This window comes from Leisingera daeponensis (assembly GCF_019801465.1).
GTDB lineage: Bacteria > Pseudomonadota > Alphaproteobacteria > Rhodobacterales > Rhodobacteraceae > Leisingera > Leisingera daeponensis_A.
In genome coordinates this window covers 1-19,692 of the sequence record NZ_JAHVJA010000007.1, presented here as the reverse complement: position 1 = coordinate 19,692, position 19,692 = coordinate 1, and the positions used below count along the sequence as shown (strand labels likewise).

General features: G+C 65.4%; 21 protein-coding genes, 1 tRNA gene and 1 pseudogene. 9 read left to right on the top strand and 14 right to left on the bottom strand.

Annotation, left to right across the window (positions count from 1 at the left end):
* Window positions 1-29: 29 nt before the first annotated feature.
* Both KUV26_RS23690 and KUV26_RS23685 read right to left on the bottom strand, forming a co-directional pair.
* The gene (locus KUV26_RS23690; protein ID WP_261399914.1) at window positions 30-242 is read right to left on the bottom strand and encodes a hypothetical protein; all 213 of its coding nucleotides are present in this window, start codon (window positions 240-242) and stop codon (window positions 30-32) included.
* Window positions 221-457 carry a winged helix-turn-helix transcriptional regulator gene (locus tag KUV26_RS23685; protein ID WP_315900119.1) on the bottom strand — a complete coding sequence of 79 codons (237 nt, stop codon included), beginning with the start codon at window positions 455-457 and terminating at the stop codon, window positions 221-223. Before KUV26_RS23685 ends, KUV26_RS23690 begins: the two co-directional genes overlap by 22 nt.
* On the opposite strand from KUV26_RS23685, the gene KUV26_RS23680 reads away from it, so the two are divergent.
* Both KUV26_RS23680 and KUV26_RS23675 read left to right on the top strand, forming a co-directional pair.
* Window positions 443-784, top strand: a complete 342-nt coding sequence (locus KUV26_RS23680) for a hypothetical protein (protein ID WP_261399913.1) — start codon at window positions 443-445, stop codon at window positions 782-784. The two genes, KUV26_RS23685 and KUV26_RS23680, sit on opposite strands and share 15 nt — an antisense overlap.
* Window positions 754-1,053, top strand: a complete 300-nt coding sequence (locus KUV26_RS23675; RefSeq protein WP_261399912.1) for a hypothetical protein — start codon at window positions 754-756, stop codon at window positions 1,051-1,053. The genes KUV26_RS23680 and KUV26_RS23675 overlap by 31 nt, the downstream gene beginning before the upstream one ends.
* A gap of 205 nt (window positions 1,054-1,258) precedes the next feature.
* Here KUV26_RS23675 and KUV26_RS14995 read toward each other — a convergent pair.
* The 7 genes and pseudogenes from KUV26_RS14995 to KUV26_RS14965 all read right to left on the bottom strand — a co-directional run bounded on the left by KUV26_RS14995 (window position 1,259) and on the right by KUV26_RS14965 (window position 8,223).
* Window positions 1,259-2,012, bottom strand: a pseudogene (locus KUV26_RS14995) (IS5 family transposase).
* Window positions 2,013-2,291: 279 nt separating this feature from the next.
* Window positions 2,292-3,128: an alpha/beta hydrolase family esterase gene (locus tag KUV26_RS14990; protein ID WP_222508921.1), complete on the bottom strand. Its 837-nt coding sequence runs from the start codon at window positions 3,126-3,128 to the stop codon at window positions 2,292-2,294.
* A gap of 162 nt (window positions 3,129-3,290) precedes the next feature.
* Window positions 3,291-3,527 carry a hypothetical protein gene (locus KUV26_RS14985; RefSeq protein WP_222508920.1) on the bottom strand — a complete coding sequence of 79 codons (237 nt, stop codon included), beginning with the start codon at window positions 3,525-3,527 and terminating at the stop codon, window positions 3,291-3,293.
* Between the two features lie 323 nt (window positions 3,528-3,850).
* Window positions 3,851-4,711 carry a D-amino-acid transaminase gene (locus KUV26_RS14980; RefSeq protein WP_222508919.1) on the bottom strand — a complete coding sequence of 287 codons (861 nt, stop codon included), beginning with the start codon at window positions 4,709-4,711 and terminating at the stop codon, window positions 3,851-3,853.
* Between the two features lie 10 nt (window positions 4,712-4,721).
* Window positions 4,722-5,687, bottom strand: coding sequence for an N-acetyl-D-Glu racemase DgcA (gene dgcA / locus KUV26_RS14975; RefSeq protein ID WP_222508918.1), 966 nt, complete (start codon window positions 5,685-5,687; stop codon window positions 4,722-4,724).
* 148 nt (window positions 5,688-5,835) lie between these two features.
* Entirely contained in the window at window positions 5,836-6,837 is a 1,002-nt protein-coding gene (gene dgcN / locus KUV26_RS14970) for an N-acetyltransferase DgcN (RefSeq protein WP_222508917.1), read from the bottom strand.
* 114 nt (window positions 6,838-6,951) lie between these two features.
* The gene (locus tag KUV26_RS14965) at window positions 6,952-8,223 is read right to left on the bottom strand and encodes an MFS transporter (protein ID WP_222508916.1); all 1,272 of its coding nucleotides are present in this window, start codon (window positions 8,221-8,223) and stop codon (window positions 6,952-6,954) included.
* 223 nt (window positions 8,224-8,446) lie between these two features.
* Between KUV26_RS14965 and KUV26_RS14960 the strand changes: the two genes are divergently transcribed.
* A complete protein-coding gene (locus KUV26_RS14960; RefSeq protein WP_222508915.1) occupies window positions 8,447-9,406 on the top strand; it encodes an L-malyl-CoA/beta-methylmalyl-CoA lyase in 960 nt (319 codons plus the stop codon).
* 66 nt (window positions 9,407-9,472) lie between these two features.
* Window positions 9,473-10,075, top strand: coding sequence for an aspartate/glutamate racemase family protein (locus KUV26_RS14955; RefSeq protein WP_222508914.1), 603 nt, complete (start codon window positions 9,473-9,475; stop codon window positions 10,073-10,075).
* A 441-nt stretch (window positions 10,076-10,516) separates the two neighbouring features.
* Here KUV26_RS14955 and KUV26_RS14950 read toward each other — a convergent pair whose 3' ends face one another.
* A complete protein-coding gene (locus KUV26_RS14950; RefSeq protein WP_222508913.1) occupies window positions 10,517-10,969 on the bottom strand; it encodes an Lrp/AsnC family transcriptional regulator in 453 nt (150 codons plus the stop codon).
* Window positions 10,970-11,042: 73 nt separating this feature from the next.
* Here KUV26_RS14950 and KUV26_RS14945 point away from each other — a divergent pair, with 73 nt between their 5' ends.
* The gene (locus KUV26_RS14945) at window positions 11,043-11,639 is read left to right on the top strand and encodes a LysE family translocator (protein ID WP_222508912.1); all 597 of its coding nucleotides are present in this window, start codon (window positions 11,043-11,045) and stop codon (window positions 11,637-11,639) included.
* Between the two features lie 231 nt (window positions 11,640-11,870).
* Complete coding sequence (locus KUV26_RS14940; RefSeq protein ID WP_222505529.1) at window positions 11,871-12,833, top strand: acetyl-CoA carboxylase carboxyltransferase subunit alpha; 963 nt, start codon at window positions 11,871-11,873, stop codon at window positions 12,831-12,833.
* Between the two features lie 154 nt (window positions 12,834-12,987).
* On the opposite strand, the gene KUV26_RS14935 is transcribed toward KUV26_RS14940, so the two are convergent.
* Window positions 12,988-14,430: an NCS1 family nucleobase:cation symporter-1 gene (locus KUV26_RS14935; RefSeq protein WP_222508911.1), complete on the bottom strand. Its 1,443-nt coding sequence runs from the start codon at window positions 14,428-14,430 to the stop codon at window positions 12,988-12,990.
* A gap of 216 nt (window positions 14,431-14,646) precedes the next feature.
* Between KUV26_RS14935 and KUV26_RS14930 the strand changes: the two genes are divergently transcribed.
* On the top strand, window positions 14,647-15,303 hold the full coding sequence (locus KUV26_RS14930; RefSeq protein ID WP_222508910.1) for a GntR family transcriptional regulator: 657 nt from the start codon (window positions 14,647-14,649) through the stop codon (window positions 15,301-15,303).
* A 39-nt stretch (window positions 15,304-15,342) separates the two neighbouring features.
* On the opposite strand, the gene KUV26_RS14925 is transcribed toward KUV26_RS14930, so the two are convergent.
* The 3 genes from KUV26_RS14925 to KUV26_RS14915 all read right to left on the bottom strand — a co-directional run bounded on the left by KUV26_RS14925 (window position 15,343) and on the right by KUV26_RS14915 (window position 18,684).
* Window positions 15,343-15,999, bottom strand: a complete 657-nt coding sequence (locus KUV26_RS14925) for a GntR family transcriptional regulator (RefSeq protein WP_222505526.1) — start codon at window positions 15,997-15,999, stop codon at window positions 15,343-15,345.
* Window positions 16,000-16,053: 54 nt separating this feature from the next.
* Window positions 16,054-17,874, bottom strand: a complete 1,821-nt coding sequence (locus KUV26_RS14920) for an adenylate/guanylate cyclase domain-containing protein (RefSeq protein ID WP_261399911.1) — start codon at window positions 17,872-17,874, stop codon at window positions 16,054-16,056.
* A 123-nt stretch (window positions 17,875-17,997) separates the two neighbouring features.
* Window positions 17,998-18,684, bottom strand: a complete 687-nt coding sequence (locus KUV26_RS14915) for a M48 family metallopeptidase (RefSeq protein ID WP_222508908.1) — start codon at window positions 18,682-18,684, stop codon at window positions 17,998-18,000.
* Between the two features lie 99 nt (window positions 18,685-18,783).
* Here KUV26_RS14915 and KUV26_RS14910 point away from each other — a divergent pair, with 99 nt between their 5' ends.
* Together KUV26_RS14910 and KUV26_RS14905 are read left to right on the top strand one after the other, a co-directional pair.
* Entirely contained in the window at window positions 18,784-19,110 is a 327-nt protein-coding gene (locus KUV26_RS14910) for a TIGR02300 family protein (RefSeq protein ID WP_065265710.1), read from the top strand.
* 185 nt (window positions 19,111-19,295) lie between these two features.
* Window positions 19,296-19,371: transfer RNA gene (locus KUV26_RS14905), tRNA-Ala, on the top strand.
* Window positions 19,372-19,692 lie beyond the last annotated feature (321 nt).

The window sequence follows — 19,692 nt, the reverse complement described above, 5'->3', positions numbered from 1 at the left end:
AAGGTGAAAGAGCCGGGCCTGTCTCCGTCTCAGCCCGTCAGCCGCAAGGCCGCGCGCGCAGGGTCGGCCGGTTTGCCGTCCGCGTCCGTCAGCCCCACCCGCAGCGGCGCGCCGGTTAGCCGGTCCGCCACCGCAACCGGCGCCTCTCCCCCCAGAACATGCGCTTCCCCCCATTGGGTCAGCGCCAGAAACGCCAGCGCCAGCCCGCGCCCGGCCCCGGTCAGCACATAGGCCTGGCGCACCCGCCGCCCGCCTCCTGACAGGGCTGTTTTTCCAGTACCCCGCGCGCCACCAGCATGTTCAGCCCGTCGGTCAGGATGGAGCCCCCCGCCTTCAGGTCCTCGCGCATATCGTCGTAGCGGCAGACCCCGTAAAAAGCCTCTCTCAGGATCGAGAGCGTCCAGCGGTCGCCCAGAATATCCGCGGCCAGCGCCATCGGGCATTGCTCCTTGGGCACCAGAGCACGGCGGCGGCCGGCGCGGTGGTGTTCCGCCGCGCCTGCGTCAGCGCTGAGTTCCGTGCCTTTGCGGGCAACGGGCCCAGCCCGGTCACCCAATGGCTGCGGGCACTGGCGCGGCAGGCGCATCAGGAATGCGGCGGCCCCGGCACCGGCGCTATCGGCATGTGCTTCACCGGTAATTTCGCGATGTCGATGATGCTGGAGGCCTCAGTTCTGGCCCCGGTCCTGGCCCAGCCCTCGCTGCCGCTGGACTCGCCCGCCGGACTGGAAAGCCCCCGGAGGAGCTTGCGGCGGTGCGCGACCGGATGGAGCGCGAAGATCTGACCGTTCTTGCTTACCGGTTCGAGGGCGACGCCTTTTGCCAGGCCCAGCGCTTTGCCGCCTATGCCGGGGCTTTGGGAGACCGGCTTGAAGCCCGCACCCTCCCGGACAGCGCCGCCGCCACGGACGTGCCGCCGTTTTTCGCCAAACACGTCCCCGCGCCGCACAGCGTTGAGACCGCGCATCTGGTGGATGAGGCCGGCAGCCCGACCCTGGCGGCGCGGGACGAAATCCTGGGGTTCTTCAGGCAGCGGCTCAAGGAAGGCGGCTGAACACTCGGGAACACCAGCCAGATGTCAGAGCCTCATCTAAAAAGGCACTGGCGAAATGCCACACCCGCAAATGGCGAAAGCCGCCTTGCCCCGCCCGCTCAACAAGAGAATACAACCGCATCACATCCCAAGCGAAGCCCCCAATGATGCCCCTGAAAACCATCCTGTGCATTGCCGCCATGCTAGGCTCTGGACTCATTGAGTTTCAAAGCCAGTAGATAACGAGGGCTGCAAGCGCGATTGCTGAGAGGAAGACTTTTGGGCATCTGTCGTATCGTGTCGCGACCCTCCGCCAGTCTTTCAGCCTGCCGAACATAATCTCAATGCGGTTGCGCCGCTTATATCGGCGTTTGTCGTATCTGATGGCTTTCTTGCGCTGCTTTCCGCCGGGGATGCAGGCGCGTATCCATTTGTCCTTCAACGCTTCTATAACCCAATCGGCATCATTTCTGCGATCTCCGAGAAGCCACTGGACGTCAGGCAGCCCACTCAGAAGCGCCTTTGCACCGGTGTAATCACTCACCTGCCCGGCGGTCACGAACAGGTTCAGTGGACGCCCCTAGCTGTCACAGATTGCGTGCAGCTTAGTGTTCATGCCGCCCTTAGTGCGCCCGATCAGGCCCACCCCCCTTTTTAACCCCAAGACTGGAAGCCGTACGGTGCGCTTTCAGGTAAGTTGCGTCGATCATCACAGTCTTTTCCTCGCCATGATCAGCAGCCAAGCCTGCCATGATCCGCACAAAGACCCCTTTTTCGCTCCACCGCTTCCAGCGATTGTACAGGGTCTTGTGCGGGCCGTACTCTTTGGGCGCATCCCGCCACCGCAAGCCATTGCGATTGAAAAAGATAATTCCACTCAGGACACGCCGGTCATCAACTCGCGGCTTGCCGTGGGACTTTGGGAAAAAGGGTTCCAGACGGGCCATCTGCGCGTCGGTCAGCCAGAAGAGATCAGACATATCACCGCTCGATTTTCGACTGGTGAATCATGCTGAAAGCCTGAAATCAATGGGTCCTGAGCCTAGCCGCGGCTGCCGTTTTTGCGGCCCCGTCAGCGGCGCAGGCACCTGCCGTTCAACAAGACACCGTCATGCACGGCGGCGGCTGCCGTAAAAGCTCGCCTCCGGGCCAGTGCTGCCATATGGAAACGGCAACCGGCCGCGTCCACTGCCACTAACCGCATGCAGGCAAAAAGGTCACGGGCAGCGGGGCAGCTATGACTTCCCGGCCCCGCTGCCTCAGCGCCCCAGGCTTTCAAACCAGTCCAGAGCCATCGCGCTCCAGCCCATGGGCAGGCTGTGGCCTCCTTTGTGCAAGATCAGTTCCAGCCCTCCCGCTTGGCATTTCCAGCGTTTGCGCCAGATGCCATTTTCGGCCTGATGCTCTGCGGCGTTGCTGGGGCAGCCGTTTTCCCGCCGCCACAGTTGCAGCCCCTCCCAGATGTCAGCCTGCACGATTTCTGCCGCTGCCCCCTGGATCAACCGCCCCTCCAGCGGCACGACCTTGTCGGTAAACCCGTGTATGTGCAGCAGACGCACCGGCCCCTTGCAGTCCTGCGTCATCGGCAGCCAGAAGCCGCCGGCAGCCGGCGCATAGGCGGCGGCAAACTCCGGCGCCAGGCAGGCCACTTCCCACACCATCGAGCCGCCGCGGGAAAAGCCGCTCAGCAGCAGCTGGTCCGGTGCCACCCCGGCGCGGGCGGCGGCGTCCGCCAGCACATCGCGCAGGAACGCCAGGTCATTGCGGGGATAGGTGTTCCAGCCGTCGCGCACCGACCAATCGGCGGGTTTGCCCTCCTGCCAGGGCAGCCCGCTGGGGGCAAGCACCGCATAGCCGCGCCGGATAAAACCCGCCACCAGACCGGAATTGGCAATCACCTTGGCACCACTGCTTCCATAGCCATGCAGGAACATCACCGCCGGCCCGCCCTGCCAGCCGTCCGGCAAAGCCATATAGTACTCACCGCCGTCAATCCGGCAGGGTGTCCCGCCGCCGCATTCCGCAGTTCCATCCGCCGGTTCAGCAAGTGTTGCCATCAGCGCCGCTGCCAGCAGCATCCAAACCCGGTTCAGCATCTGCAGCCCTCGTCTGATTTCACACCAAGGCTAGCACAAAAGGCCGGCGCTGCTGCTGCAAAGAAAAAGGCCGCCCGTTCCGGGCGGCCATTGCAACAAATGTCTTCAACAATTTTCCGGACCGCCGGTCCGCAGCAGGGCGCGCACCCCCGGACGGCGCGCCTAGCCGCGGAAGCAGCCCAGAAGCCGGGAAGCCAGCGCGCCCGGTGCCGGACGCTCCCGCGCCAGGAGCTTGCCGGCCAGCCACCCCTGGCTGGCAGGCGCCTGGGCATATTCGGGATGCTCCACCACATCCGCGGTCAGCACCCGGCGGACAGCAGCCAGGATCTCCGCTTCGCTCGGCTCTGCGGCACGGCTGCGCGCGGCTTCCCCGATCTCCGGCTGATAACACTGTTCCATCTGGCACCTCCACGGTCTGCGGCTCTGGCTGGCGGCCCCTTGGCCGGTTCCCATCACCTGCAGCCAGAGTACTGCAAACCGGCACCGGCGGGCGCATTTTGTGTAAAATTAGTTAAAATCCTGAGCTGAAGGAGCCCCCTTCCGGAACAGTCCCCCAGCCCGGCGCTCATTGTTGCCAATGGCTGGAAAATAGCTCTGTCCGGGCAGTCCTCAAGCAGGGTTTTCAGCCCGGCCGTCTGTCCCGCCTCGGCGGAATTGATTCTCTTTTGAACAAAAAAGACCGCCCCAAGGGGCGGCCTTTCCGTCCGGTCCGGCAATCGGCCTCAGACCGCTTTCCTGCGGCTTTCTTCCAGGTAGATCTCGCGCAGGCGCTTGGCGATCGGGCCCGGGGCGCCGTCGCCCAGCTGCACGCCGTCAATCTCCACCACCGGCATCACAAAGGCGCTGGCGGAGGTGGTAAAGGCCTCATCCGCCTGCTTTGCCTCCTCGATGGTGAACAGGCGCTCCTCGATCTCCATCTGCGCTTCGGCCGCCAGCCGCAGCACCGCGGCGCGGGTGATACCGTGCAGGATGTCGTTGCTGAGCGGCCGGGTCACGATCTTGCCGTTCTTCACATAATAGGCGTTGTTCGAGGTGCCCTCGGTCACATAGCCGTCCTCGACCAGCCAGGCATCATCGGCGCCAGCCTTCTTGGCCATCATCTTGCCCATCGACGGATAAAGCAGCTGCACCGTCTTGATGTCGCGGCGGCCCCAGCGGATGTCCTCAATCGAGATCACCTTAGCGCCCTTCGCGGCGGCGGGGCTGTCAGCCAGGCCCGGCTTGTTCTGGGTGAACAGCACCAGGCTCGGCGGGGTGTCCTCGGTCGGGAACACGAAATCCCGGTCGCCGTCGGAACCGCGGGTGACCTGCAGATAGACCAGGCCTTCCTCGATGCCGTTCAGCTCGACCAGCTTGCGGTGGATCTCCAGCAGCTCCTCCTTGGAGCAGGGCGACGCCATGTCCAGCTCTTTCAGCGAGCGGTCCAGGCGCACGGCGTGGCCTTCGAAGTCGATCAGCTTGCCGTCCAGAACCGAGGTCACCTCATAGACCGCATCGGCGAACAGGAAGCCGCGGTCGAAGATCGATACCTTGGCTTCGCCCTCGGGCAGATATTCGCCATTCACATATACGGTACGGGTCATCTTTTTCTCCTCAACCCCACAGGGCAGCTTTCGGGGGGTGGACCCCTTCTGCATCAAACAACAATGGTTCCTCGCGGTCTTCGGCCAGAAGCAGCGGCCCGTCAAGATCCGTAACCGCCGCACCCTGCGCCACAAGCGTCGCGGGCGCCATCGCCAGCGAGGAGCCGACCATGCAGCCGACCATCACCTGGTAGCCCTCGGCCAGCGCCTGCTCGCGCAGCTTCAGGGCCTCGGTCAGGCCGCCGGTCTTGTCCAGCTTGATGTTGACCACGTCGTATTTGCCCTTGAGCCCCGGCAGGCTTTCGCGGTCATGGCAGCTCTCGTCGGCACAGACCGGCACCGGGCGTTCCATTCCGATCAGGGCCTCATCCTCGCCCGCGGGCAGCGGCTGCTCCACCAGTTCCACGCCCAGGCGCACCAGATGCGGCGCGAGTTTGGCGTAGACCTCAGCCGACCAGCCCTCGTTGGCGTCGATGATGATCTTGGCATCGGGCGCACCGGCCCGCACCGCCTCAAGCCGCGGCATGTCGTCGGGGGTGCCGAGCTTGATCTTCAGGAGCGGCCGATGGGCGTTCTCCGCCGCCTGTTTCTGCATGTTCTCAGGAGTGTCGAGCGACAGGGTATAGGCAGTTATCTCCGGTTTCGGCTCCGGCAGGCCTGCCAGTTCCCAAACCCGCTTGCCGGCCTGTTTTGCTTCCAGATCCCACAGCGCGCAGTCGACAGCATTGCGGGCGGCACCGGCGGGCAGCAGCGATTGCAGCTCTTCGCGGGTGAAATCGGCGGGCAGGCCTTCGATTTCGGCAGTCACGCTGTCCAGCGTCTCGTTGTAGCGGGCATAGGGCACGCATTCGCCCCAGCCGGTGACGCCGTCCTTCTCCACCCGCACAGTCAGCACCTTGGCCTCGGTGCGCGAGCCGCGCGAGATGGTGAAGGCCTGCGCCAGTTTGAAGACGTCCGGGGTGACGGTGATGTTCATGAAACTGCCCTTTCCTGCGGCCCTCCGCAGGCGGCGGGGCCCTGGCACAGTGCCCGGCAACCGGGGCGCCTGCCTTTTCATCTTTCCAATAATACTCCCGCCGGAGGCACCTGCCCTGTCGGCACGCGCCTCCGGCGGGGCTGTTAGATCAGACTGCGGCCAGCGCGTCCACCAGGCGGCCGGCGCCGTGGCGGTACGGATCGACGGCAGGCAGGCCCATGCGCTCTTCCACCTCGGCCAGGTATTTCACCGCCTTATCTTCGCTCAGATGCTGGGTGTTCACCGAGATGCCGACGATCTGGCAGGCCGGGTTGGAGCGCTGCGCCAGCGGCAGGGCTACCTCGCGCAGCTCTTCCAGGGTCGGCACATCGTATTCCGGCAGGCCGCGCATATGGGTGCGGGTCGGCTCGTGGCAAAGGATCAGCGCGTCCGGCTGGCCGCCGTGCACCAGCGCCAGGGTGACTCCGGAATAGGAGATGTGGAACAGCGAACCCTGGCCCTCGATCAGGTCCCAGTGGTCGTCGTCGTTGTCCGGGGTCAGGTACTCGATGGAGCCTGCCATGAAGTCGGCCACAACAGCGTCCAGCGGCACGCCGTGGCCGGTGATCAGGATGCCGGTCTGGCCGGTGGCGCGGAAGGTCGACTTCATTCCGCGCTTCTGCATCTCGGCGTCCATCGCCATCGCGGTGTACATCTTGCCGACCGAGCAGTCGGTGCCGACCGCCAGGCAGCGCTTGCCGGTGCGTTTCTTGCCGTTGGCAATCGGGTAGCCGACGGTGGGGACGCGCACGTCATGCAGGGTGCCGCCGTGCGTCTGGGCCGCGGCCACCAGGTCGCCTTCGTCGCGCAGCAGGTTGTGCAGGCCGGAGGCCAGGTCATAGCCCATCTCCAGCGCTTCGATCAGCACCTCTTTCCATGCGGGCGAGATCACGCCGCCGCGGTTGGCCACGCCGATCACCAGGGTCTTGGCACCGGCTTCCTTGGCCTCGGCCAGAGACAGCTCCTTCAGGCCCAGGTCAGCGCCGCAGCCCGGCAGGGAGATCTGGCCGACAGCGTGCTCGGGGCGCCAGTCGCGAATGCCGATGGCAACCTTGGCAGCCAGCATGTCAGGCGCGTCGCCCAGAAACAGCAGATAAGGGGTCTCGATCATCGCGCTCATCCTTCAAGTATAACAGGTCGCGTCAATTTCGGGTGAATTTCGCGCAAAGTCCTCTCGAAATCGCGCAAGAAAGTTACTCTTGCGAGACTTTCTTCGTCAGAATGATCAAACTGCCGAAGATTCTCCCTCCACTGAGGGACTTGTTCGCGATTCCTCCTCCTCCAACCAGGTTTCCGCCTGCAGCGCACCGGGCTGCGCGACACCGATCACGCCCATGGCCTGGAATTCGCCTGTGTCTTCCGGCGCATGGGTACTGGCCCGGCGGGCAATGGCGATCAGCGCAACGACGATGCCGACCCCGATCAGCAGGTACTGCAGGCCCCGCCCGTCCGCGAGGGCGATCATGTTCGGGCCGATCAGAATGCCGAAGAACTGGCCCAGCTGCAGCAGGAAGGCCATGGTGCCGCTGGCGGGCACAACCTGGCCCGGCTGCAGCTGGTCGTTGGCGTGGGCGGCAAGGATTGAATAGATCGGCAGCGTCGTTGCCGCGATCACCGAGAACCCGATCACGATCCGCGAAGGCGCCGTGTCCACCGCCATCCACAAGGCCACCAGCGCGGAAATCCCGGACAGCGCGATCACCACATAGCGCCGGTCGGTTTGGTCCGACAGCCAGCCAACCGGGTATTGCACCAGCGCCGAGACGATCAGCGCGATCACCAGCGCGCCTGAGGCCTGCGCCTCGCTGAAGCCGTTCTGCAGCGCATAGAGCGGCAGGCTGATGTACCAGGCCACCACCCCGGCGCCCATGATGACGATGCCCAGCACCGTCATCGGCGACACCTTGTACAGCCGGGTCACCGGCATCCGGTCCGGCGCCGAATACTCCGGCGCCCGGTTGTTGGACAGAAGCAATGGCACGATCGCCACCGACAGAAGGATCGAGGTGACCCCGAAAAGCAGGTTGCCGCTGGGATCCGGCAGGCCGACCATGGCGGTGCCCAGCGCCGGCCCCGCCGTCTGGATGATGAAGTAAACCGACAGAACCTGGGCGCGGATGCGGTTTTCCGACTTGGCATTGAGCCAGCTTTCGGTGATCACGTAGAGCCCCGGGAAACAGAACCCCGCCAGAAGCCGCATCAGCGCCCAGCTGACGGGGTCCGCGGTCAGCAGATGGGCGATCGCCGCCACCGAGACCATCGACGCCAGCGCAGAGAACACCCGGATATGGCCCACTTTCTCGATCAGCCGCGGCGTCAGCATGGTGCCGGCCAGCGCCCCCAGCGGGTAGCAGGACTGCATGATCGATATTTCCAGTTCGGAAAACCCCAGCGTGGCCCCGCGGATTGTCAGCAGCGTGACCAGCAGCCCGTTGCCGACCATCAGCATCATCATGCCCAGAAACAAGGCCCAGTTCTCGATCAACGCGCGTCTCATGAAACTCCTTTCCCGCACCGGGCTTGCGGCCTGCGCCCTGCCCCACCCCTAAGGCGGCCGCGGCGGCACATTCGCGCATGTTTGCGACGGAAACGGCGCAAACGGGATTGCCGCAACGCGGCGTCTCTTGCCGCAGGTGCAAAATCCGCTTGCAAGGAGGTGCGCAATTTAATAACTCAAAGATCGAAAATTCTGCAATTTCCTTACCCCGGGAGGTCTCCGCATGTCATTCCGCATCCAGCCCGCAGCCCCTGCGCGCCCCAACCGCTGCCAGCTGTTCGGCCCCGGCTCGAAGGTGAAACTGTTCGAGAAGATGGCGGCCTCGGCGGCGGATGTGATCAACCTGGACCTTGAGGATTCGGTGGCGCCGGATGACAAGGACCAGGCCCGCGCCAACGTGATCGAGGCGATCAACAGCGTGGACTGGGGCAGCAAATACCTGTCGGTGCGGATCAACGGGCTCGACACCCCCTACTGGTACCGCGATGTGGTGGATATTCTGGAGCAGGCGGGCGACCGGCTCGACCAGATCATGATCCCCAAGGTTGGCTGTGCCGAGGATGTCTACGCGGTGGACGCGCTGGTCACCGCCATCGAGCGCGCCAAGGGCCGCAGCAAACCGGTGTCCTTCGAGGTCATCATTGAATCCGCGGCGGGCATCGCGCATGCGGAAGACATCGCGAAATCCTCCCCCCGGTTGCAGGCTATGAGCCTGGGGGCTGCGGATTTCGCCGCCTCGATGGGGATGCAGACCACCGGCATCGGCGGCACGCAGGAGAACTATTACATGATCCGCGAGGGCCAGAAGCACTGGTCCGACCCCTGGCACTGGGCGCAGGCCGCGATCGTTGCCGCCTGCCGCACCCACGGCATCCTGCCGGTGGACGGGCCGTTCGGGGATTTCTCTGACGAGGAGGGCTATATCGCGCAGGCCAAGCGTTCGGCAACGCTGGGCATGGTCGGCAAATGGGCGATCCACCCAAGCCAGATCGCGCTGGCCAACCAGGTGTTCACCCCGTCGGAAGAGGCGGTGCAGGAAGCCCGCGAGATCCTGGCAGCGATGGAAGAGGCCAAGGCCTCGGGCGCCGGCGCCACCGTCTACAAGGGCCGTCTGGTCGATATCGCCTCGATTAAGCAGGCGGAAGTGATTGTGGCGCAGGCCGAGCTGATCGCGGGCAGCTGACACCGGTTCGTGACGAGAGGGTTCCAGGGCGTCCCGCCGGGGCGCCCTTTTTGATTGGAGAGAAGAATGCCGGATTTGACCTTGCTGCACACGGCTGAGGCGCATGTACAGACCTTTCAGGCACTGGCGCCGGAGAAGGTTCTGGACCAGCAGGTGCGCGCCGGATGGCTGGCGCGGGCGCAGGGCGGGATTGACGCCAGCCTGCGGGCGGAGGTTGCCGGCGCCATTGCCGCTGCAGACGGTCCGGTCCTGTGCACCTGCACCACCCTTGGCCCGGTGGCGGAGGAAGCCGGCGCCATCCGTATCGACTGGCCGATGATGCAGGCCGCGGCACGCATCGGCGGGCCGGTGCTGATGGCCTATTGCCTGGAGAGCACCGCGGCGCCTTCGGAGGCGCTGCTGCGGCGGGCCTTCGGGGGGCGCGATCCCGGGCTTACCTGCCTGGAACTCGGCGGGCTTTGGCCCTTGTTTGAGTCCGGGGACAGATCCGGCTTTGCCGCGGCCGTCGCCGCGGATGTCTCCGAGGCGCTGGGGGCAATGGATTTTGCCTGCGTGGTGCTGGCGCAGGCCTCGATGGCGGGGGCGGCTGAACCGTTGCGGGCGCAGACCAGGGTGCCGGTTTTGGCCTCGCCGGAGATTGCGATGGAGGCGTTGCTGCAGGACCGGTGATGGCCTGCGGAACCGCCGGCCTGCAGGCCAGCGCGGCGGGCCGGCCAAGGCCCCTGCCCTGCCGGTCGGTTTGTTCCGTATCTGCCTGTGTGCCGTTTGCAGGTCCAGCGCAGGCGGTTAAGGATTGGCGGCGCCGCCAAAATGGCGGAGATGGACGGGCGTATCCGCCCGCATGCTGAACGTTGTCTCTGCATGACCCCGCTGCCAGGCGGGAGTCCGGTTCCAAGAGCGCCGGGAAGCCAAGCCCCGGCGGGTGATCGCGATCGGAGCCAAAACTGCCAAATGCAACCTAAGATCCCGTGAGACCAGCGTACGCAGGGTGCGCAACACCTGCAGCCGCGCGTCTGAAGCCAACGCAGCCCAGTGAGTATTTGGGGAAAGATGAAGCGCATCAGTCTTTCATCTTTCCGAAAATACTCAAAATCCAGCCTCAGCCAGAGTTCACGCCCGCAGATCCTTGGGCGACCCCATCACCACATAGGTGGTGATCGCGGTGACGTAGGGAGACGTGCCGAGAATGTCAGTGTGGAACTTCTTGTAGCTGGGCAGATCGGCGCATTCGACGCGCAGCAGGTATTCTATGGTGCCGGTGATGTTGTGGCACTCGACCACTTCGGGCGCTGCCTGCATGGCGCGTTCGAAGGCTTGCTGCGCCTCCTTGGTGTGCTCGCCCAGGCCGACGCCGATATAAGTAGCAAAACCCACCCCCAGCTTCTGCCGGTCCAGCACCGCCCGGTAGCCGGTGATGACGCCTGCGCGCTCCAGCTCCTGCACCCGGCGCAGGCAGGCGGAGGGTGACAGGCCCACCCGCTCCGCCAGCTCCAGGTTGCTGATGCGGCCGTCGCGGCTGAGCTCCTGCAATATATGCTGGTTTATCTTGTCATTTTTCGCCATTTATTGCGAAATTACATGCAAGTCGAAGCGAAACGCAATTTCATTTGGCCGGTTTGGCGCAATGATTTTGCGCATGACATACGAACTCCTTACCGCGCTGGCGCTTTTCGCCTTTGTCTCCTCGATCACGCCGGGGCCGAACAACCTGATGCTGATGGCCTCGGGCGCCAATTTCGGCTTCCGCCGCACCATCCCGCATATGCTGGGGGTGGCGTTGGGGTTTGTGTTCATGGTGCTGCTGGTCGGCGCCGGGCTGGTGCAGGTGTTTGATGCACTTCCGGTCAGCTACACGGTGCTGAAGGCGGTTTCGGTGGTCTATCTGCTGTGGCTTGCGTGGAAGATCGCCCATGCGGCGCCGGTGCAGGCCAAGGGGGCGGAAGGCCGCCCGATGACGTTTCTGCAGGCGGCGGCGTTTCAATGGGTGAACCCCAAGGCCTGGGCGATGGCGCTGACGGCCATCAGCGCCTACACGCCGGACCAGACCCTGACGGCAATTCTGCTGGTTGGGGTGATCTTCGGCGCCATCAACCTGCCCTCGGTCGGCTCCTGGACGGTGCTGGGCCAGCAGATGGCGCGGCTCCTGACCAGCCCGCGCCGCCTGGTGCTGTTCAACTGGACCATGGCGATGCTGCTGGTGGCCTCGCTCTATCCGGTGATCTGGCCGCAGTAGCGCCAGCGGCACTGCCAGACCTACGAAGCCCTGCAGGTGATTGCGCCGCGCCAGGGATAGCTTCCAGCTTTGACAATAGCGCCGGGCCGCCGCGGCAGGCTGTCATAGGCGCGTCTCCTGCGTGCGTCTCCGGCCCCTGGCGGCCGCACAGGCGCAGATCGCGGATCTTGCTGAGTTGCATCTTGGCGCTGCTAGGGCCATATAGCTGCAAACCTGCAGAGCAGAGGCGACATGACCCAGTATCTGGAATTCGAAAAACCGCTGGCCGAAATCGAGGGCAAGGCGGAGGAGCTGCGGGCGCTGGCGCGCGCGAATGAGGAAATGGATGTGGCGGATGAGGCCAAGGCGCTGGACGCCAAGGCGGAACAGCTGCTGAAGGACCTGTACAAGAATCTGACGCCCTGGCGCAAATGCCAGGTGGCGCGCCACCCGGAGCGCCCGCATTGCAAGGACTACATCGAGGCACTGTTCACCGAATACACGCCGCTGGCCGGCGACCGGAACTTTGCCGATGACCTGGCAGTGATGGGCGGCCTGGCGCGCTTCAACGACCAGCCGGTGGTGGTGATCGGCCACGAGAAGGGCAGCGACACCAAATCGCGCATCGAGCGCAATTTCGGCATGGCGCGCCCCGAGGGCTACCGCAAGGCGATCCGGCTGATGGAGATGGCCAGCCGTTTCAAGCTGCCGGTGATCACCCTGGTGGACACCGCCGGCGCCTACCCCGGCAAGGGCGCCGAGGAGCGCGGCCAGTCCGAGGCGATTGCCCGTTCGACCGAGATGTGCCTGAAGATCGGCGTGCCGCTGATCTCGGTGATCATCGGCGAAGGCGGCTCAGGAGGCGCGGTGGCCTTTGCCACGGCGAACCGGGTGGCGATGCTTGAGCATTCGATCTATTCGGTGATTTCGCCCGAGGGCTGCGCCTCGATCCTGTGGAAGGACGCCGAGAAGATGCGCGAAGCGGCGGAAGCGCTGCGCCTGACCGCGCAGGACCTGAACAAGCTGGGCGTCAACGACCGGATCATCCCGGAACCGCTGGGCGGCGCCCACCGCGACCCGAAGGCGGCGATAAAATCCGTCAGCGGCGCCATCCAGGAAATGCTGGACGAGCTGAAGGACATGGACGCTGCCGCGCTGGTGAAGGACCGGCGCCAGAAATTCCTGGCGATCGGCTCCAAGGGGCTGGCGGCGTAAACCCGCAGCGCACCGCAAAACGCAGAAAACCCGGCCCAGGAGCCGGGTTTTTTCATTTGGCCCAGCGTCCAGTTTTCGATGCGGAGCGCGCGAGGCAGGCGAATTAAAAGGCCGGCGGGGCTGGCCCCCGCCGGCAAGGGGCCTCACTGAAGCATCAGAGCCTGACCTGACTTTTGGCGAACATGTGATAGATCGCCCCGCCAAGGCTTGCGCCAATGACCCAGTTGTAGCCCGACAGGAACCCGAACCACGGCACCCAGACGGTCGCCACGGAGAAAACTGCCGCCAGTCCGAAAGCCTTGACCGCCGCGCTGTTCCAGCCGTTGTCATAATGGTAGATGCCGGCCTCCATGTTGTAGAGGTCGTCTTCGCTGAGCTGCTCCCTGCGGTGCAGGTAGTAGTCGACGATCATAATCCCGAAGATCGGCGCCAGTGTCGCCCCCAGTGTGTTGACGAAGCCGCTGATGCCGAACTGACTGATGAAGCTGTTCCAGAAGCCGCCGATCACCAGCGCGAACAGGGAGGTGATGAGCCCCGCTTTGCGGAAGCTGATCTTCTCTGGAGCCAGGTTCGCAATGCCGTTCACGGCCGGGATGAAGTTGGCCACCAGGTTAATGCCGACGGTAGCGGCAAAGAAGGTGATCGCAGCCACAATGCCCAGCAGAACGCTGTCGGTGCGCTCGACGATTTCGGTCGGGTTGATGATCTCCTCGCCGAAGACCACCGCGGCGCCGCCGGTGGTCAGCAGGGCCAGGGCCGAGAACAGGATCATGTTGAAGGGCAGTCCGGCCAGGTTGCCCATGACCATGGCCTGCTTGTCCCTGGCATAGCGCGAGAAGTCGCTGAAATTGATCATCACCGCTGCGAAATAGGCGACCATGGTGCCGACAATGGCAATGAAGCCCTTGAACTCGCTCCAAAAGGTGCCCTCGGGGTTGGCAAAAATGGTTGCCGTCGCGGTCAGCAGCTGGCCGTCCGAGCGCTGCCACAGCACGATCACGAGGCCGATCATCACCACGTAGACAAAGGGCCCGGCGATGTTGAGGAAGGTTTCCACCCAGCTCATGCCGCGCCAGAAGATGACGATGTGGAAGCCCCAGACGATCACGAAGGACAGCCAGTCGATGCCGGTGAGGCCGAGGATCTCGGCGCCGCCGGAGGCGCCGGTGAGCGAGCGGATCAGCAGCGCCAGCGCGGTCGAGGCGAAATATACCTGCACCCCGTACCAGAACACCGCCACGGTGGCGCGCAGGATGGCGGGCAGCTTGGCGCCCTGGGTGCCGAGACTGGCGCGCGCCAGCACCGGATAGGGGATGCCGTATTTCTCGCCCGGCGCGCCGGAGAGGTTCACCATCCACATCACGAACAGGCCGGCGGCGATCAGGGCCGCAAAGGCGGTCCAGCCGCCGACACCGTAGGAAATGAACAGCGAGGCCACCAGCGAGTAGCCGAACAGCGACTGCACGTCGTTGGCCCAGATATTGAAGATGGCGAACCATCCCCAGGTTTTCTCGCCGCTGCCGACGGGGTTGAGTGCGTTGCCTTCGGGGTCGAGCGTCCCCCCGTGGACAACATGCAGGTCTTCGGTTGCGGTCATCTTATCCTCCCAGATCTGATCCGCGGCCGGCTGTTGTCCCGGTTTCTTTCCGCGGCGGCCGGCTTGCCGGTCCCGCAGGAAAGCGGCAAGCTGAACTTGCAACTAACATGTTAGCATTCGTTTCAGCGTGCAGTCTGTATGCATTTCCAGAAAGCACCTTATTGAATCTGCGGGAAATGACCGCTAAGTGCGGCACACCCTCTTGAGGACAGCCGGATGACCCAGTCACGCGATGCACAGCTTCTGACCGAGAAGGCGCAGGAAGCCTTGTCAGCCGCGCTGCGCAGCGGCCGGCTGCGCGACGGGCAATTCCTGTCGATGTCCCAGCTGGTGACCATGCTGGGCCTGCCGCTGGCGGCGGTCCGGGAAGCGGTCAAGCACGCCAGTTCGCAGGGGCTGCTGGTCACCCTGCCGAAGCGCGGCATCCGAGTGATGGAGGCGCGCCCCGAAACCATCCGCGACTGCCTCGACTTCCGGATGGCGCTGGACCAGGAAGGCGCGCGGCGCCGGATCGCCGGCGCCGATCTGGCGGGTCTCGATACGCTGCGCAGGCGGCATCAGGACTTCCGCGAAACCGCGCTGCGAAGCGCCGCCGGCGGGACCCCGGACGCGGCCATCGAGGTGGATCTGTCGCTGCACGACTTCCTGGCGGCCGGTCTTGGCAACCCGCAGCTGGCCTCGGCGTATGCCGCCAACCGGATGCGCATTGCCATCATCCAGAACGCCCGCCCCTTCCTGCAGGACCGGATCGTCTCGGCGATGGAGGAGCATCTGGCCATTATCGACGCGCTGGACAACCGCGATACCGGTGCTGCCACGAAGGCAATCCGGCACCACTTTGAGCAGACGCTGCGCTGGTGGGGCGTGACCTGAACCCGCTGCGGCGGCGCCCTTGCCCTGAACCGCCCGTTGTCAGCCTGCCAGCAGCCGCAGGCCCTGGGTCACATCCGACCGCACCGCCAGGCGCAGGCCCGGCTCATCCCCGGCCTTGAGCGCGGCGATGATCAGGCGGTGGTTCTGCGGCGGGTCGGTGCGGCGCAAGCGGCCGTAGAGCGCCCGCATGGTCGGCCCCAGCTGCAGCCAGACGGTTTCCGCCATCGCCAGCATGGCCGGCGCCTGGGCGCGCAGGTATAGGGCGCGGTGAAACTCCAGATTGGTGCGGATATAGCCGACCGCATCGCGCTTGGAGACCATTTCAGCAACGTTGGAGTTGATCGTCTGCAGCCGGTCGATGAGCGCCATGTGGGCGCGCGGCAGCGCGCGGCTGGCCAGTTCCACTTCCAACAGCGCGCGCAGGGCGGCCAGTTCCTCGATCCGCTCGTTGGTGAGTTCCGGCGTGGTCACCCGGCCCGAGGAGGACAGGAACAGCGCGCCCTCGGCGGCCAGACGGCGCACCGCCTCGCGCGCGGGCGTCATCGAAACGCCGAATTCGCCGCCGATGCCGCGCAGGGTCAGGGCAGCGCCGGGGGTGACTTCGCCATGCATGATGCGGGTGCGCAAGGCGCGGTAGACCCGGTCATGGGCGGGGGCGGAGGCAGCTTCCTGGGCGGGGCGGGCATTCGGGTTCATCCGCTCATGTGATCACAAATCACGCCGCGGTCAACCGCGCAATTGCGCGCGTTCTCAGGGACGGCCTGACAGCCCTGCTAGGCTGAGGCCGGTGCGCAGCGCCCTTTGCGGGGCGGGGGCCGAATAGGGGAAAGCCGCCGCCGCCTGATCGACCGTCAGCGGCGCGCCTTTGAGGCGGGCGCAGGCCGCAGCGGCCTCGTCGAAATTGCCCAGTGCGGCCAGGCTGGCGCAGTGCAGCAGCCCGGCCAGCTGCGCCTCGGGCTCCGATGCCAGCGCTTCGGCCGCAACAGCGGCGGCCTCCCCCTCATGGCCGGCCGCGAGGTTAAGTGCTGCCTGCAGGGTCAGGGCCATCGGCTGCGGCAGCGGGTCAAGCCGGCGGACCTGGTCGAGCACATTTTGCGCGCCGCCCCCCTGCCCTGCCAGGTGCAGCAGCCAGGCGCGCAGGAGCTGGCCCTCGGCATCGTTGGGGTACGTCTCAGCCAATTGTTCAGCCAGTTGCAGCGCCTCATCGGACCTACCCGCAAACTGCGCCGCCAGCGCCTGCACCTGCAGGACGCCGGCCTGCGGCGGCAGACCTGCCGCGATCTGCGCGGCCTCCGCCGCGCGCTGCGGCAGGCCAGCGGCAGGGCCGGTGAGCATATCCAGATGCCAAAGCGCCGCCTGCGCCTGCGCTTCCGGCCAGTCCGGCGCCATTTGGATCGCCTGCCCCAGCGCCAGGTCCGCGCGGTCCCGGTTGCCCTGCAGCCTCAGGCTGCGGGCCGTGAGCAGCCGCAGCACGGCCTCATCCGGCACGTCCGGGCGGGCAAGTTCCGGCAGCGGCTTGCCGAAATAGCGGATGATGCTGTCCGCCAGTTGCGGCGCAAGCGTGACCGCCGCCGCCTGCTGCTGCGGCGGCAGAATGCTGAGCGGCTCCGCCCTGACCTGCTCTCCGCTCCCCGCATCGGCCTGAAGGATCTCCAGCTTCACCCCTTCCCGCAAAGACCCGGGAAGATGGCCGGTCACCACGAATTCCGCCCCCAGAAGCGCCGCCGCCTCGCCCGGCAGCAATCCGGCAGCGGCGCGGGCACTGGACGGGGCAATGATGCGGACATCGCCGGCCGCAGCAAGGCTGCGGATCACATCCTGCGCCAGCATCCGCGCCATGTCCGGCTGGAGCGTGCCGGCGGTGAACGGCAGCACCGCGATCACCGGGCTGCCCTCGAAGGAAGCCGCAGCGGGCTGGCCGGGCACCGGCGCCGCAACGCCGGAATGACGGGCCGCCTGCTGCCAGCCCCAGATCCCGGCCACCGCCGTGGCGGCCCCCAGGCAGCCCGCCAGAAGCAGCATCGCGGGCCGCATCCCGTTGCGGCGGGCAGGCTCCGGCGGTTTTGGCGGCAGGGTGCTGCGGCGCAGGGAGGGCAGCGAGGTCAGCTCCCCGCCCAGGAAGTAGACCTGCACCGGGTCCGGGATGTTCTTGACCTCATGCAGGCCGAAGTCCTCGAAGTCATAGGGGATGCGGTTGCGAACTTGGTCATAAGCGGCGGCCGACAGCGCCACGCCGCCGGGACGCGCCAGGCTTTCGAGCCGGGCGGCGATGTTCACCTCGTCGCCGAAGACATCGCCCTGGGCAATCATCACCTCGCCCAGATTGATGCCGATGCGCAGCTGCAGATGCCGGGTGCGCGCTGCATCCGCCTGGATCTGCGCCGCAGCCTCCACCGCCGCGATCACGCTGGGGAACAGGGCTAGCACTCCGTCGCCCATCAGCTTGATGATGCGGCCGCCGTGGCTGCGGATGGCAGGGGCAATCAGGGTCTGCTGCTGGGCCAGCACCTGGTTGAGGGTGCCGGCCTCGTCCCCGGCCATCATGCGGCTGAAGCCGAAGACATCCAGCATGAAGATGGCGGCAAGGCGTCGTTGCGGCTTGTCTGACACGGGGGCAGGCCTCTGGACCGGGAACTGGCAACTGAAAACTGCCGCCAGTTTAGCCCGCACACCTGCCGGCTCAAAGGCCTGATTTCATTCGCCGAACCGGTAGCGGTGCAGGCTGGCGCCGTTTTCGCGCAGCCAGGCGCGCTGCTCCTGCCAGCGGCCGTGGATGCACTCAACCGTGTCCCAGAACGCCTGCGAGTGGTTCATTTCCTGAAGATGCGCCACTTCATGGGCGGCGACGTAGCGCAGCACCGCAGGCGGCGCCAGGATCAGACGCCAGGAATACATCAGCCCGCCGTCCGCGGTGCAGGAGCCCCAGCGCGAGCGGGTATCGCGCAGCGTCAGGCGGCTGTAGCCCCTCCCCAGCCGGGCGGCATAGAAGTCGGAAGCCTCCGCCAGCCGGTTGCGCGCCAGTTCTTTGAGATACCGCTGCAGCGGCCGGCCCGGATTGGGCCCCGGCACCGCAATTCGGCCGGCATCCATCTGAATGCGCCGCCCCGGTGCGGGCGCGATCACCCGGTCCTGGCCGTCGACGGGAATTGCTGCGCCAAAGACCGCGTCCACTGCCTCGGGGTGTTTTTCCAGGTTGGCGCGGATCCAGTCCGCCTTTTCCTCGGCAAAGGCCAGCGCGGTCTCCTCCGGCAGCCCGCTGGGCAGGGTCAGTGTCACCCGCCCGTCCAGCGAGGAGATCCGCAGGCTGATCCGCCGCGCCCGCGCCGAGCGGCGCAGCGTCAGCGGCACCGGCGGGTTCCCGGACAGTTGATAATCGGCCATGCATGCGCCCTTTCCGGCAAAGGCTTTGACAGTGCCCCCCTCATATGGCAAGGCACCGGAATCGTCGATACGACTCACCAGTAAATCAAGGGGATCCACATGCCCAAGGAAGAATGGGGTGTAAAGCGCGTCTGCCCCACCACTGGCAAGCGCTTTTATGACCTGAACAAGGACCCGATCGTCAGCCCCTACACGGGCGAGGTCGTCGAGCTGGATACCGGCAAGACCCGGATGATCGAAGCGGATGCCGAAGACGCGGCCACCCTGAAAGCCAAAGAGAACATGGACGCGGACGACGTCGTCCTGGACGATGACGACGACGTTGATGTCGACCTGGGCGATGATGTCCTGGACGATGACGATGATGATGACAACGTCTCGCTGGACGACATCGCCGACATGTCGTCGCCGGACGACGATTCCTGAGGCCGTTCAAGCGGTTCGGGGGCATTTTCTGCTGCCCCCGGACTGTCCGTCCTGAGGGGCGGCAAAAAATTTGGGACCCGGCGCATTTTCCTCTTGCAGCCTGCGCCGCCGTCCCGTAAACGACGCTCACACCGCAAGACGGGCCGCACCGAAAACGGAACGGACACTGAAAAGCGGACAGGTTTGGGGCCTTAGCTCAGCTGGGAGAGCGCCTGCATGGCATGCAGGAGGTCAGCGGTTCGATCCCGCTAGGCTCCACCAAATCCTTACTTCCCAGCACCGTGGCTATGGAACCTTGAAAATCAAGGCGGTTCCGGCGTTCAAACTCCGCGTTTCTGCCAACGGCTTGGCGGCCTTGCAGAACAGGTCGCAGCACAGCCTGTCTGACAGGGGCTTCAACGGCCTCAGCCGCGATCGTGCTTTCTGCACCTGCCCCGCCGGATCATCCAGATATCGTAATCCAGCCAACCTTCAGCGCTCATGGAACGCGCGCTGGATCGGGTCAGCAATGGGCGACACGATATAGTCCAGCACGGACCGGACATCCGTGCGTATGGAAGCATCAACTTCCATTCCCGCAGT